At 35.7% G+C, this 15,143-nt stretch carries 11 protein-coding genes; 8 read left to right on the top strand and 3 right to left on the bottom strand.

What is annotated here, in order from left to right; translation table 11 throughout:
* The first annotated feature begins 124 nt into the window (after positions 1 to 124).
* On the top strand, positions 125 to 1,804 hold the full coding sequence (locus tag BK577_RS22210) for a glycerol-3-phosphate dehydrogenase/oxidase (RefSeq protein WP_078434944.1): 1,680 nt from the start codon (positions 125 to 127) through the stop codon (positions 1,802 to 1,804).
* A gap of 68 nt (positions 1,805 to 1,872) precedes the next feature.
* Here BK577_RS22210 and BK577_RS22205 read toward each other — a convergent pair whose 3' ends face one another.
* Positions 1,873 to 2,871: a LacI family DNA-binding transcriptional regulator gene (locus tag BK577_RS22205; protein ID WP_078434943.1), complete on the bottom strand. Its 999-nt coding sequence runs from the start codon at positions 2,869 to 2,871 to the stop codon at positions 1,873 to 1,875.
* A gap of 384 nt (positions 2,872 to 3,255) precedes the next feature.
* Here BK577_RS22205 and BK577_RS22200 point away from each other — a divergent pair, with 384 nt between their 5' ends.
* From BK577_RS22200 to BK577_RS22185, 4 genes are all read left to right on the top strand, one after another.
* Entirely contained in the window at positions 3,256 to 4,287 is a 1,032-nt protein-coding gene (locus BK577_RS22200) for a TRAP transporter substrate-binding protein (protein WP_078434942.1), read from the top strand.
* A 105-nt stretch (positions 4,288 to 4,392) separates the two neighbouring features.
* Complete coding sequence (locus BK577_RS22195) at positions 4,393 to 4,860, top strand: TRAP transporter small permease (RefSeq protein WP_245823555.1); 468 nt, start codon at positions 4,393 to 4,395, stop codon at positions 4,858 to 4,860.
* 48 nt (positions 4,861 to 4,908) lie between these two features.
* Positions 4,909 to 6,204 (top strand): TRAP transporter large permease, encoded by a 1,296-nt coding sequence (locus tag BK577_RS22190; RefSeq protein ID WP_026559882.1) that lies wholly within the window; start codon positions 4,909 to 4,911, stop codon positions 6,202 to 6,204.
* 70 nt (positions 6,205 to 6,274) lie between these two features.
* Positions 6,275 to 8,674 (top strand): glycoside hydrolase family 31 protein, encoded by a 2,400-nt coding sequence (locus tag BK577_RS22185; protein ID WP_078434940.1) that lies wholly within the window; start codon positions 6,275 to 6,277, stop codon positions 8,672 to 8,674.
* 214 nt (positions 8,675 to 8,888) lie between these two features.
* On the opposite strand, the gene BK577_RS26200 is transcribed toward BK577_RS22185, so the two are convergent.
* Positions 8,889 to 9,044, bottom strand: a complete 156-nt coding sequence (locus BK577_RS26200) for a hypothetical protein (RefSeq protein WP_169908442.1) — start codon at positions 9,042 to 9,044, stop codon at positions 8,889 to 8,891.
* A 402-nt stretch (positions 9,045 to 9,446) separates the two neighbouring features.
* Between BK577_RS26200 and gndA the strand changes: the two genes are divergently transcribed.
* A complete protein-coding gene (gene gndA / locus BK577_RS22180; RefSeq protein WP_078434939.1) occupies positions 9,447 to 10,859 on the top strand; it encodes an NADP-dependent phosphogluconate dehydrogenase in 1,413 nt (470 codons plus the stop codon).
* 119 nt (positions 10,860 to 10,978) lie between these two features.
* Here gndA and galU read toward each other — a convergent pair whose 3' ends face one another.
* Positions 10,979 to 11,860 (bottom strand): UTP--glucose-1-phosphate uridylyltransferase GalU, encoded by an 882-nt coding sequence (gene galU, locus BK577_RS22175; RefSeq protein WP_078434938.1) that lies wholly within the window; start codon positions 11,858 to 11,860, stop codon positions 10,979 to 10,981.
* A gap of 453 nt (positions 11,861 to 12,313) precedes the next feature.
* On the opposite strand from galU, the gene BK577_RS22170 reads away from it, so the two are divergent.
* Both BK577_RS22170 and BK577_RS22165 read left to right on the top strand, forming a co-directional pair.
* Positions 12,314 to 13,414 carry a CotS family spore coat protein gene (locus tag BK577_RS22170; protein ID WP_078434937.1) on the top strand — a complete coding sequence of 367 codons (1,101 nt, stop codon included), beginning with the start codon at positions 12,314 to 12,316 and terminating at the stop codon, positions 13,412 to 13,414.
* A gap of 1 nt (position 13,415) precedes the next feature.
* The gene (locus BK577_RS22165; RefSeq protein WP_078434936.1) at positions 13,416 to 15,035 is read left to right on the top strand and encodes a glycosyltransferase family 4 protein; all 1,620 of its coding nucleotides are present in this window, start codon (positions 13,416 to 13,418) and stop codon (positions 15,033 to 15,035) included.
* Positions 15,036 to 15,143: the final 108 nt, after the last annotated feature.

Below are 15,143 nucleotides of genomic sequence, written 5' to 3'. Positions count from 1 at the left end.
ATCTGTTATACTATAAACAAGTTAATAAACGGTATTGAGAAACGGAGAGACCACGGCACATTATCTATTTTTGGATAATGTTGTTCGTGGTCTCTTTTTTACGTCCATAAGGAGGAAAAAATAAATGTTATCTAACTTGAAAAGAAACGAAATTATTACTGAATTAACAGAGAAGTCTTTTGATATATTAGTTATCGGCGGCGGTATTACAGGAGCAGGAATTGCGCTGGATGCAACAACTCGTGGGATGACGACAGCTTTAGTAGACATGCAGGACTTTGCTGCTGGTACATCGAGCCGTTCTACAAAGCTGGTACACGGAGGATTAAGATATTTAAAACAGCTGGACTTTAAAGTAGTAGCAGAAGTTGGGAAGGAAAGAGCGATTGTTTATGAAAATGGTCCACATGTAACAACACCAGAGTGGATGTTACTTCCTTTTTATGAAGGGGGGAATTTTGGTAAATTCATGACATCTATTGGGCTAAGAGTATATGACTTCCTGGCAGGCGTGAAAAAAAGTGAACGCAGAGTGATGTTTAATGTAGGAGAAACACTAGAGAGAGAACCTTTGATTAAAAAAGAAGGGTTAAAGGGTGGCGGTTACTATGTTGAATATCGTACAGATGATGCAAGACTAACGATTGAAGTTTTAAAAGCAGCAGTTAACAAAGGAACAAAAGCAATAAATTATGCAAAAGTTAAAGATTTTCTCTATGAAGCCGGCAAAGTAACAGGAGTTGTAGTTGAAGACCAGTTAACTGGTGAAATATATGAAATTCGAGCTAAAAAAGTGATTAATGCCACTGGACCATGGGTAGATGGTTTAAGGGAAAAAGACGGATCTAAAAAAGGAAAGGGTTTGATCTTATCAAAAGGTGTTCATATCGTCATTGATCAGTCCCGCTTTCCATTAAAGCAAGCAATTTATTTCGATACAAAAGAAGACAAAAGAATGATATTTGCTATTCCTAGAAATGGAAAAACCTATGTTGGGACAACGGATACATTTTATCATGATGATCCTGTTTCACCGGAAATTACTCAGGAGGATGTTGATTACATTATTGATGCTATTAATTATATGTTTCCTGAAGTAAAGGCAACAAGAAAGGATGTAGAATCTTCTTGGGCTGGGGTACGTCCCCTTATTCTGGAAGAAGGGAAGGACCCTTCAGAGATTTCACGTAAAGATGAGATTTGGGAATCTGAATCAGGCCTCATCACTATTGCCGGCGGGAAATTAACTGGTTATAGAAAAATGGCAGAAACTATTGTGAATGTTGTTGCTCAGAAATTTCAATCAGAAGAGGGAAGAAGCTTTAAAGGGTGTCAAACTTTGAAGTTGCCGATTTCCGGAGGAGATGTAGGAGGCTCGAAAAAATTCGAAAAATTTGTTCAAGATGCAGCAGCAAAAGGGGTAAATATTGGATTATCAAAAGAAGAGGCACTACATCTTGCGTCATTTTACGGTTCAAATGTTTCAGATGTATTTGAATTACTTCAAGAAAAGAAAAATGAAGCGAGTAAGTATGGACTTCCATTAGTTGTACTCGCGAAGTTGATTTATGCAATTGAATGTGAGATGGCAGCTACGCCAGTTGACTTTTATTTTAGAAGAACTGGAAACCTGTTATTTGATATTGATTCAGTTAGAACGTGGAAAGCTGATGTTTGTCGATATATGAGTGATCGATTTGGGTGGACTGATATCCAAAACAAGAGGTTCTCAGCGGAACTTGAAGTAGCAATTGAGGCTGCAACAGGACATGATTCCAGCAAGACAGGTGTTTCAAATTATTAATGAATACTTGAAATGCTCGAAAAGAAAAAAGATGATTCCGGTTTCTCTTTCTGGAATCATCTTCTCTCTTATTGGCCTAATTGAAAATTTCCAGCTCTGGCACAGGAAGTTCTTTCGTTAATTTTTGGTGTTAATGTTTGACTAAGTGGAACTGTATCTGGATTCTTAATATAGTTTAACAACGTTTGCACCATGTTTTGAGCAATTTCCTCAACAGGTACTCCAACGCTTGTTAATGGAACTTCCAAGTTTTCCATTTGTGGGATATTATCATAGCTTATCACAGACATATCCTTAGGGAGGATATAATTCGCTTGTCTTAAAGAACGTACAATCCCTGCACTTATGTCATAACTTGTTCCGATAATAGCTGTTGGCTGAAACGGTGAGCTTAAAAGGCGATTCGTGGCCATGTAGCCATCATACCAATCAAGTCCGCCTGTATTGATTAAATTGTGACTATTTAATTTTAAACTGAAATTTTCCATTGCTTGCTGAAAACCGTAATATTTTTCAACTTGTCTTTCATCAATAAAAGAAAAGTCTCCGAGAAAAGCAATGTTTTCATGCCCCAGATGGTATAAGTATTCAACAGCTGTTTGCATGGCTTCTCTATAATTCACATCAATTACCGGGATAGACTTATTTTTATTAACACCATAAGTCACAACAGGCATTGGAAAGGTTTTTGGCATTTCAAAGTTATCTCTATTAAAGATGATGACTCCATCTACTTGGAATCGTTTAAACATTTCTATTGATTCTTCAATTGAGTTAATTGATAGGATCATTGAATAGTTATGTTTACTAATTTCTTCATTAATCTTAGTAATTAAAGTAGAAGGGGCGACTCGTTCTAAGGTTGGCCAAATTAAGCCGATAACCCTTGATTGTTTTGATACAAGACTTTGAGCCGCATAATTTGGTTCATAGCCCATCTCTTTTGCTAATTTAATAATTTTATCTTTTGTTTCCTGTTTGACAAGTGGACTATTATTTAGTGCCTTCGATACGGTTGAGTAACTAACACCCACTTGTTTTGCAATATCCTTTATTGTTATTGTCATGAGAATTCACCAACTATAGATTTATTTTTATATTCCAATAACAACGTTTGCTAATGTTGTTATTAATAATCACAAATTTAAAATATATATTCATATTTTTACAGGTGTAAAGAGAAATGTCAAACGCTTTCAATAATATTTTCATAAATTTTTTGTCGAAAAACACTTGAAAAAAGGGTTTTCATCATGTAGCATAGTTAATGTAATAACAACGTTGTTATATTTGTTTTGAAAGGAATGAAAACCCTTTATATCTTTAAAATAAAAACGTTTTTTAGAAAAAAGGACTTTCTTCTATAACAAATATTTTTTGGAAGTAGTTGAAAAGGATTACAGACAGTCGAATTTTTAGACAATAAACATGAAAGCTAGGGGGAAATATCTATGAAAATGAAAAAAATATTCTCAATTGCTGCAACTAGTATTCTATCGTTATCATTATTAGCTGCATGTGGATCAAATAGTTCAGGAGGAAGTAACGCAGAAGGTGATGGTGCAAAATCTGTTTCATTACGTTTAGCGCATAATCAACCAGAAGATCATCCTGTTCATACATCATTAATGGAGTTTTCGAAACTATCTGAGGAAAATTCAGATGGAAGTGTGAAAGTTGAAATATTCCCAAATGGTCAACTTGGTCAAGAACGTGATGTAATTGAGCTTGTAAAGTCAGGAACACTTGACATGGCAAAAGTAAGTGCGAGTGCATTGGAAGCGTTTGATTCTAACTATGCAATCTTCTCACTTCCATATATTTTCCAAAGCAGAGAACACTATCATGAAGTGATGGATAATAGTGAAGCTGTGCAAGAAATTTTCCAAGGTACTAAAGATCAAGGGTTTGTTGCTATTGGCTGGTATGATGGAGGTCAACGCAGTATCTATACAGCTGATAAAAAAGTTGAGTCACCTGCAGATATGAAAGGTATGAAAATTCGTGTACAAGAAAGTCCGACATCGATTTCTATGATCGAAGCAATGGGTGGAGCGCCAACTCCAATGTCATTTGGTGAAGTGTACACTTCTCTGCAACAAGGTGTTATTGATGGGGCAGAAAATAATGAAACGGCTCTAACAAACAACAAACATGGAGAAGTTGCCAAGGCCTACACATATACAGAACACCAATATGTACCTGATGTGTTAATTGTAAGCACTAACATGTGGGACAAGTTATCAGAAGATCAGCAAAAAGCAATTCAAGATGCGGCAAAAGCATCATCTGAAAGTCATAAAGATGTATGGCAAAAAGCAGTTGAAGATTCAATCAAGGCTTCAGAAGAAATGGGTGTAACATTCTACACGATTGATAAAAAAGCATTCATTGATGCTGCAGCGCCATTACATGAAACATACAAAGCAGAAAATGAAAACAATGCAAAATACTTTGATGATTTTCAAAGCTATCTTAAATAGGTAGTGAAGACAATAGGCCTCTTTAATTTCTGGCAAGTTCATAAACAGAAATAAGAGGCCTATCAAAATATTGAAAGAGAAGGTGACGATCTGGTGAGAAAAATAGTGGATAAGGTGACAGCATTTTTAACATGCTCCTTAATGATCGTTATGGTTTTAGTGGCTTGTTGGCAAGTGTTTACTCGTTTTGTATTAAATTCTCCTAGTACAGTATCAGAGGAGTTTTTACGATATTCTCTTATTTGGCTGACTATGGTTGGTTCAGCTTATGCATACGGAAAAAAGAAACATTTAGCTGTTGTGTTTGTTGCCCGGAAAGTACCTGAGAAATATCAACTTTACCTTAACTTGCTTGTTGAAGCGCTTGTGCTTGTTTTCATTGCGGTTATTCTTCTATTCGGTGGAACAAAAGCTTATCAAAATGCTGTTGGGCAAGTTTCATCAGCATTAGGAATGCCGATGCAATATTTATATTTAAGTCTTATCGTTTCAGGGGTTCTATTTTTATTTTATTTAATCCTTCATATTAAGGATTATTTTACGAAAACAAATCACACAGTCGTAGGTGAATAGATCGTAACGACAACTTTTAGGTATATAGGAAAAAAGGAGTGAGCATTCATGGCATTACAGGCGGGGCTTGTCTTAATTATTGTATTTTTACTCATGCTTGTTTTAAGTGTGCCTATTTCTGTAAGTATTGTCATTTCTTCAATGGCTGCAATTGTTTCGGTTTTGCCTTGGGACATGGCAATATTTACGGCATCACAAAAGATTGTAACAGGACTGGATAGTTTTACGTTGCTGGCTGTTCCCTTTTTTATTCTTTCTGGGATCTTAATGAATAATGGTGGAATTGCTGAGCGTCTCATCAACTTTGCGAAAGTGCTTGTTGGTAGAATGCCGGGGTCACTAGGTCATGCAAACGTGTTGGGGAACATGTTATTTGGTTCTCTTTCCGGTTCTTCTGTAGCAGCAGCGGCAGCAATTGGCGGTACAATTGGACCGTTACAAAAGAAAGAAGGGTATGACCCTAAATTTTCAGCTGCTGTAAATATTGCTTCTGCACCAACTGGTCTTATTATTCCTCCAAGTGGTGCATTGATTATCTATTCTCTAGTAAGTGGTGGAACTTCTGTAGCTGCTCTGTTTATTGCGGGTTATATTCCAGGGATTTTATGGGGATTAGCATGTATGGTTGTTGGTTTTATTATTGCGAAACGAAGAAATTACCCTGTATCAGAAAGAGTTTCTTTTAAAGTAGCGTTTAAAACATTTTTAGATGCAATTCCAAGTTTATTGTTAATAGTTATCGTTATAGGAGGAATCTTAGGTGGTATTTTCACTGCGACTGAAGCTGCAGCTGTAGCTGTTGCATATACATTTTTATTAGCGTTGATTTACCGTACAGTTAAGATTTCAGACATGCCGAGAATCATCATGGAAACAGTTGAAATTACAGCTGTTATTATGCTTCTTGTTGCAGCATCTTCAATTATGTCCTGGGTTATGGCATTTACCGGCATACCTACGGCGATAAGTGAAATTATTATGGGGATTTCAGATAACCCAATTATTGTTCTATTAATCATAAATATATTCTTGTTAATTATCGGGACATTCATGGATATTACGCCAGCCGTTCTAATTTTTACACCAATTTTCTTACCGATTGCAACGAGCTTTGGAATGGATCCGATTCATTTTGGAGTTATGTTAATCATGAACTTGAGTATTGGAAATATTACACCTCCGGTAGGAAGTGCGTTGTTCGTGGGGGCAAGTATTGCTAATTTAGATCTGGAAGATGTTATTAAACCACTTATACCATTCTATATTGTAATAATTATCGTATTGCTTCTTGTAACGTATATACCGGAAATTAGTATGGTGTTACCAAGATTACTTGGCTATTAATGTTCTAGTTTAATCACTAATTGGACGAAACAACATAAATAACTGACAACATAAAGAAAAAGGTGAGACTATGTCATTAAGAGAAAAATATCAATTTCAATTTTTAGAAGAAAAGAATAATATATTATCTTTTAGTTTAGAAAACTCTGATGTTCTAGCACGAATCATTGTTTTAGAACAGGATATGATACGAGTATTGATGACCAAAAGTGATCAGTTGGAAGTGAAAAATACATGGCTCGTCGCTCCAGGCATGGATGATGTGCCTCTAAAGGGAAGAGACCGTCTGGATTTATCACCATTTTCCTTACCGGAATATTCGTTTCGGAATGATGGAAGGGTCTGCATAGTTGAGACAGAATTGTTAAAATTGGACATCGATTTAGATGGATTTAAAATTACATGGTTCTCCAAAGATGGTGAAGGAAATGTAAAGCAAATTGCTGCTGACCGTACAACACAAGCCTATAATTTTGACGGTTCATTGGGAGAGGGGATTTTTCATTATCTCCAACGGACGAAAGATGAACAGTATTACGGACTAGGTGAAAAAAGCGGAGATATGGATCGATACGGTAAACGTTATAGAATGTTAAGTATTGATCCAATGGGCTATGATGCTCAACATACAGATCCATTGTATAAACATATTCCTTTTTATATTACTAGAAGCAAGCAAACAGGCATTTCGTTTGGTATTTTCTACGATAATATGGCACAAAGCATCTTTGATATGGGTAATGAAATGGACAACTATCACGGTTGGTACCGCTACTATCAATCTATGGATGGAGATTTAGATTACTATATCATTTTAGGACCTGAAGTTAAGGATGTAGTGAAAAAGTATTCTTGGCTAACTGGTAAGACCATCTTTGCTCCTAAATGGAGTTTTGGATATTCAGGTTCAACAATGACTTATACGGATGCTCCAGATGCTCAGGAACAATTGAATAAGTTTATTGAAGAGTGTGAAGAGCATGACATCCTCTGTGATTCATTTCAGTTATCTTCAGGATATACATCTATAGAAGATAAGCGTTACGTATTCAATTGGAATACAGATAAGTTTCCAGATGCTAAAGGATTTATTAATCACTACCATGAAAAAGGGGTTAAGCTTTGTGCGAATATTAAACCTGCTTTATTAAAGGATCACCCTCTTTTCAGTGAGTTGAATGAAAAAGAGATGTTTATTAAATCATGTGATGGAAATACGGAAATGTCTCAGTTCTGGGATGAAGTGGGCGCATATGTTGACTTTACAAACGAAGAGTCTGTTAATTGGTGGAAGCAAAAAGTAACAGAACAGCTGCTTGAATACGGAATCGATTCCACATGGAATGATAATAATGAATTCGAAATTTGGTCTAAAGATGCACAATGTGATGGATTTGGAGAGGGAATTAAATTTGAAGCTGTGCGCTCTTTGCAGCCGCTTCTTATGATGAAAGCTTCATACGAAGCACAAAAAGAATTCGCTCCAGACATTAGACCTTATTTAATTTCCAGATCAGGAAGCCCAGGTATGCAGCGTTACGTGCAAACGTGGTCTGGTGACAACTATACAAGCTGGAAATCCCTAAAATACAATATCAAAATGGGACTTGGGTTAAGCATGTCAGGTATTTATAATATTGGACATGATATTGGCGGCTTCTCAGGGCCGGCTCCAGAACCGGAATTATTAGTTAGATGGGTGCAAAACGGAATTTTCCATCCGCGTTTTACCATTCATTCATGGAATGATGACAAATCAGTTAATGTTCCTTGGATGTATGAAGAGACAACTGGTACGATCCGAGATTTAATCAAGTTTCGCCACAGAATAACACCATACCTTTATACTGCTTTATACAATGCACATGAAAAGTATGAGCCAATCCTTCGTCCGACTTTTTATGAATTTGAATCAGATGTAAAAACATTTGAAGAAAATGATGATTTCATGTTAGGTGAATCTATGCTTGTTGCTTCAGTTGTTGAAGAAGGGCAACGAGAAAGAACTGTCTATTTGCCAGCATATGAAGGTGGTTGGTATGATTATCATACATCTGTATGGTATGAAGGCGGTCAGGCTGTTACGGTTCCAGCACCATTAGAATATAATCCTTTATTAATTAAAGGAGGAAGCATTATTCCAATTAATGATGCAGATTCTACATTCCAAAATAAAGAGAAGGATGAACGAGGATTCTGGTTATTCCCACACAAGAAATCAGGTAGTACGTCTTATAATCTTTATGAGGATGATGGTGTTTCAGCTAACTATCAAGAAAATCATACAATCGTTTCTGTTACAATGAATGCAGATGCTGAGAAAATAGATGTTAATTATAAGATTGATGGAGAATACAAGCTTCCATATGAATCGATTAACTTCTATTTACCTGAAAATGAAGAACGTAAGTTGTATGTAAATGGAGAAGAAGTGAAAAAGGGAGCTAAAGGATATACTGTAGCTTTGTAAAATAACTTTTTAACAAAAGGAACGTCTTAAATCCTTTCTAATGAGGATTTAAGACGTTTTTTTATATGAATTCACATTTAATAAGAAACAAAAACTACAGAGAGAATTTAGTTTTTTCTTCTACTAAATAGTCATATCTCTTTATCGGGATATGAAAAAGTAAATGAAAACACCGTTAAAAATAACGGTGTAAAGGTTCATAATCATATATTATTTAGCTTGGATCATTTTCATCTAAAGAGAGAGTCGTTACATTCGTATATTCTCCTTTAGAAATTTCCTCAGAGCTGGCATCTTGTTGCAATTCATCCTCAGTATTCATTCCTTCTGCAATTGTTGGTTGTTCAGTTGAGTTTTTTTGCTTTTTCATCTTTGACACCCCTTTCAAGTGTATTTTTTCCAATGATTTCACATACCATCCATGGTTAGCAAGAATATCTTTTAAAAGTGATTTACAATAAGAATTATTAGTATGTAGATTCATATAGAATTACGTTCCTAACTAGCAAATTTTAATGAACAATTCTCTAAGAAGAAATAAAATACATAAAAGGCCCAAAATAAGGAGGGAAACACGCCTTCATGTACTGAAATTTATCGATTTGTCTGTAGCGTTTTAATAACGTTTATCCTCGTTATATTGACACAACACCATATTAAATGGTATCTTTCTATTATTAATTAGTTTACAAAACAAATTAATTTGAAGGTATTATTTGAGTGATAACTTTTTACCTGAAAACTAAGATTTTATTTAGAAAGGAAAAAAATAATGTCAAAACAACAAATTGGTGTAATCGGCTTAGCCGTAATGGGGAAAAATCTTGCGCTAAACATTGAAAGTAGAGGCTACTCAGTATCTGTTTTCAACCGTTCTTATGAAAAAACAGAGGAATTTTTAAAGACCGAAGCAGAAGGGAAAAATTTTGTAGGCTTGAAAACGATTGAAGAATTTGTTCAATCATTAGAAACACCACGTAAAATATTGTTAATGGTTAAGGCTGGTAGTGCAACTGACGCTACAATTGAATCTTTAAAGCCATACCTTGAAAAAGATGATATTTTAATTGATGGTGGAAATACGTTCTTCCAAGATACAATTAGACGTAATAAAGAATTGGAATCAACAGGTATTCACTTCATAGGAACAGGTGTATCAGGCGGTGAAGAAGGAGCACTTAAGGGACCTTCTATTATGCCTGGTGGTCAAAAGGAAGCCTATCAGCTTGTAGAACCAATTTTAAAAGCGATTTCTGCAAAAGTTGATGAAGATGCATGTGTTACATACATTGGACCTAATGGCGCGGGTCATTATGTAAAGATGGTTCACAATGGAATCGAATATGGTGATATGCAATTAATTTGTGAAGCATATTTCATTTTGAAAAATGTACTGGGATTAGGTGCAAAAGAGCTTCATGAGGTATTTTCTGAGTGGAATAAAGGAGAACTGGACAGTTATCTTATTGAGATTACAGCTGACATCTTTACTAAGATTGATGAAGAAACTGGAAAGCCTTTAGTAGATGTTATTCTTGATACAGCAGGTCAAAAAGGAACTGGTAAATGGACAAGTCAAAATGCTCTAGACTTAGGAACTCCGCTTCCAATCATTACAGAATCAGTATTTGCACGTTTTATATCTGCCATGAAAGAAGAACGAGTAAAAGCTAGTAAACTATTAAAAGGTCCTGATGCTGCTGCGTTTAATGGAGATAAAGACGAGCTAATTGAAGCTGTACGTGAAGCTCTATATTTAAGTAAAATTGTGTCATACGCACAAGGATTTGCCCAAATGAGAGCTGCGTCTGAAGAATATGAGTGGAATCTTAGTTATGGAGATATCGCGATGATTTTCCGAGGTGGATGTATTATTCGTGCTCAATTCCTGCAAAAAATTAAAGATGCTTATGATCGTGATCCACAATTAGCAAACTTGTTATTAGATCCGTATTTTAATGAAATTGCTGCAAACTATCAAACAGCTTTGCGTAAAGTCATCTCATTAGCGGTACAAAAAGGTATACCTGTACCTGCTTTCTCAAGCGCAATTGCATACTTCGATAGTTATCGCAGTGAAACATTGCCAGCTAATCTCCTGCAGGCTCAACGCGATTATTTTGGTGCACATACCTATCAACGTGTTGATAAAGAAGGAGTTTTCCATACAAATTGGATGTCTTGATCAAAGTTAAAGTTTTATAGATTGTGCTTAAAATATTTCACCACAGAAAAGTTCTTTTAAAACTACTTAGACTGTAGCAAACATAACATTTACAATGCCTACAGTCTAAGATATTATTGTCATTTATCAATGTTAGCAACAATTTTCTTTAAATATTGAATCACATCATCCCGTAAATCTTCACGTTCTAATGCAAAGTCAATTGTTGCACGAACAAAGCCTGCTTTATGTCCTATATCATATCTTTCCCCTTCAAACTGATAAGCGTAAACAACCTGTGTCTCATTTAATATTTTGATGGCATCAGTTAATTGAATTTCTCCGCTTTTATCAGGTGACAATGTTTGTAATACATCAAAAATTTCCGGTCTTAGAACATAACGCCCCATAATGGCCAACCGTGACGGAGCATCTTCTTTTTTAGGCTTTTCAACTAAAGAATCAACAGCACGGATGTGATCATCTATATTGCTCCCTTTGGGTTTAATAATGCCATATTTTGAGACATCTTCATCAGGAACTTCCTGGACGGCGACAATGGAGGAATGATATCGATTGAAAACATCAATTAATTGTTTTAAACATGGTTTTTCCGACTTAATTATATCATCCCCTAGAAGAACGGCAAAAGGTTCATTACCTATAAAACTCCTCGCACAATGAATTGCATGTCCCAATCCTTTTGGTTCCTTTTGGCGTATATAATGAATATTAGCCAAGCTTGAGATATTATGAACTTCTTCATATAGTAATTGTTTATTCTTTTTTATAAGTGCATCTTCCAGTTCATATGATTGATCAAAATGATCCTCAATTGAACGTTTTCCACGACCGCTAATAATAATAATATCTTCAATTCCAGATGCAACAGCCTCTTCCACTATATATTGTATGGTTGGTTTATCCACGATGGGTAACATTTCTTTCGGTAAGGCTTTGGTTGCAGGCAAAAATCGTGTTCCTAATCCTGCTGCAGGAATGATTGCTTTTCTGATTTTCATACCTAGCTCTCCCTCATAAAAATTATTTCCTTCCTATATTCATATTGTAAAACAACCTAAATTGTTTGAGAGATTCGCTTAGGTTTTAAAAAAATTCCCATCAAATCTGTAAAAGTACTAAAAATACATGTAACAATATCATATAGACTTGGGTGAGCTGTCCTATACAAATGTTTTCTTCAAACATAGCTTAATAAAAAGTATATTTCTTCAGAGGAATAAAATAAAACGACTAATGAAAAGTGGAAACTTCAATCTTTTATCCAACACTCTCTTTTAGAACTATATCCTAATGTCTAATTACTTGATTATCATTCTAGGAATCAAGAATTGAAACTCACCTATTTTTCCATAAACAATAAGATTTACATTTTAGATGAACAAGTTAACCATGCAATGATCTTTACATTTTTCTGATAGAAATGACTTTGTTATTTTAAAGGAGGGGTTTTCATGGAGCAGCAGCTAATTGTGCCATGGGAAGTAGATGAACTTACCCAACACGAGTTTTACGTTCCTGAATACATTGAAAGAATGGCACAAGATGTCCTAGTACATTACGATTTCTCAGTACAAAGTATTGAAATCGTTACGACAAAGCCTGATAAAGGCGGCGCAATATGGAAAATAGAAACTAGCGCAGGACCCAAAAGTATAAAACTTTTACACCGCAGACCTACTAGAAGTATGTTTAGCCTAGGTGCTCAGGAATATCTGGTAGATGTTAAGGAAGCAAGAGTACCGGCAATTGTAAAAACGAAGGATGGAAAAAATTATGTTGAGGCTGGCGGCAAATTATGGTTTGTTGCCGAATGGATTGAGTCTTTAGTACCTGTTACAAAAGATTTGGAAGGAGCAAAACATCTCTGTCATGCTCTTGGTGAATTCCATGCTTTAACGAAAGGCTATGTTCCGCCACCTCAAGCTGAAATTGCCTCAAGGGTGTTAAAGTGGCCTAAGAATTATCAAAAAATGGTTAATAAGATGGACTGGTTTCGAAATATTGCCAAGGCATATGAAGATCTACCTGCAAGTGCCCATATTTTAAATGTTGTTGATCAATTTGAAGAACAGGCAAAAAGAAGCGTTGAAATGCTGAATCAATCTAATTATTTGGAGATGGCAAATCTAGGTAATGAATATTGGGGCTTGGTTCACCAAGACTATGGTTGGTCAAATGGTCAAATGGGTTCCAATGGAATGTGGATAATTGACCTAGATGGTGTAGCTTATGATATTCCCATCCGTGACTTAAGAAAATTAATTACAGGTACGATGGCAGACTTATTTAGATGGGATGCTACATGGATTAGAGAAATGATTAAAGCCTATCATGAAGCAAATCCGATTTCTCAAGACCTGTACAATATCTTAATGATCGATTTATCTTTACCAAATGAATTTTACAAAAATATAAAGGAAGTCGTTTATGAACCTGAAGTTTTCTTAAATGATCCAGCTGTAATTACGATGATTCAAACAATTGTTGATACTGACCAAACAAAATGGCCGATCCTCGAGGAAATAAAAGACGATTGGAAGGGAGTAGAATAAGATGAAAATATTAATGATTTGTACTGAAAAGCTTCCTGTACCTCCCGTACTTGGTGGAGCCATTCAAACCTATATTGCCGGCAGCCTCCCTCATTTAAGGAACAAACATGATATTACAGTTTTAGGAGTAAATGATCCATCTCTTCCTGATCAAGAAACAATTGATGGCATAAAATACGAGCGGATTCCGGGGAAAATATTGGAGGTTTACCGAGAAGAAGTGGTCCGGTATGTTGAAGCCAACCAATTCGATCTTATTCATATCTTTAATCGCCCCCGCTTAGTTCTTCCAGTCCGACAAGTATCACCAAATGCAAAAATTGTTCTTAGCATGCATAATGATATGTTTTCACCAGAAAAAATTAATCCTGAAGAAGCAAAGGCAGTCATAAATGAAGTGACGAACATTATTACGATAAGTAATTATGTTGGAAATGTAATAAGAGAATTATATCCGGAGGCGGCATCTAAACTTCATACAATTTATTCCGGAGTTGATACGGATCGTTTTCTCCCAGGTCATCATCCAAAAATGCAAAAAATTCGTCAAGAGCTTCGAAGTGCAAATGGTTTAGAAAATAAAACTGTGTTATTGTTTGCCGGGCGACTTTCCAACAATAAAGGTGTAGATAGGTTGGTGAGGGCTTTACCGGAATTATCAAAAAAATATAAAGATTTAGCCCTTGTTATTGTTGGAAGTAAATGGTTCAGTCAAAATGATGTGACTGACTATGTAGCATATGTAAGGGCTTTAGCTAATAAACTGCCTATACCAGTAGTAACAACGGGATTTGTTGCCCCTAGTGAAATCCAAAATTGGTTTGCGGCAGCAGATTTATTCGTCTGTACATCTGTTTGGCAGGAGCCGCTCGCCCGGGTTCATTACGAGGCGATGGCAGCAGGACTTCCGATTGTAACAACTGCAAGAGGAGGAAATGCCGAGGTTATCAGTTTAAACGATAATGGACTTGTGGTAGAAAATCCGGAAAATCCAGGTGATTTTGTAGAGAAGATTTCTCAAATACTTTCGAATCGTTCTTTGATGAAAAGAATGGGAGAAAAAGGAAGAGAGTATGCACTAAGCTTATATCAATGGGATAGGGTCGCCTCTAACATACTTGAAGTTTGGAGAAAATCGTTTGAAGCCCCACTAAGTGTATCTCAACCTGAAGTATTACCAACAATTGAATCACCAATTAATGACACCCCTGAATCTTTACAAGTACAAAGCAATGATGAGACAGTGAGTAATCCAGTACCAGTATATCAATCAGCTAAACTAGAAGAAAAGGATGTTCCAAATTCAGAAACAAGTAAGGAAGAAAATACGTCACCAGTAGTAAATAGCAAGAAAGACATGCTGAGAGCTCATTTAAGAGATATGATTAGATCTTCTTTAGCAAATTCTCGTCTTTCAACTACGGAAGGCACGACGGATAAGCTGTTACAAATTATTAAAGCAACCGATAAAAATGACATGACAAAAACTGAAGCAAGTAAGGAAAGTAATGGAACTAGTAGAGAGGCTAAGAAAAATGCATTAAAAGCAGCACTGAGAGACATGATCAGGACTTCTGCAAAATCATCTCTTGAAAACCTACTAAATAGACCTTCTGAATAAGCTAATTATGTGAAACATCGTCCACCAGGTAAAATGATATTTTTCCTGGTGGACGGTTTCACACTTTTGATAAGTTCTCATCATAACTTTTATCATATACAATAAATC

The organism is Metabacillus halosaccharovorans (genome assembly GCF_002019635.1).
Classification (GTDB): Bacteria; Bacillota; Bacilli; order Bacillales; family Bacillaceae; genus Metabacillus; species Metabacillus halosaccharovorans.
The sequence above is the reverse complement of the archived record's forward strand: the minus strand, read 5'-3'. Positions and strand labels throughout refer to the sequence as shown.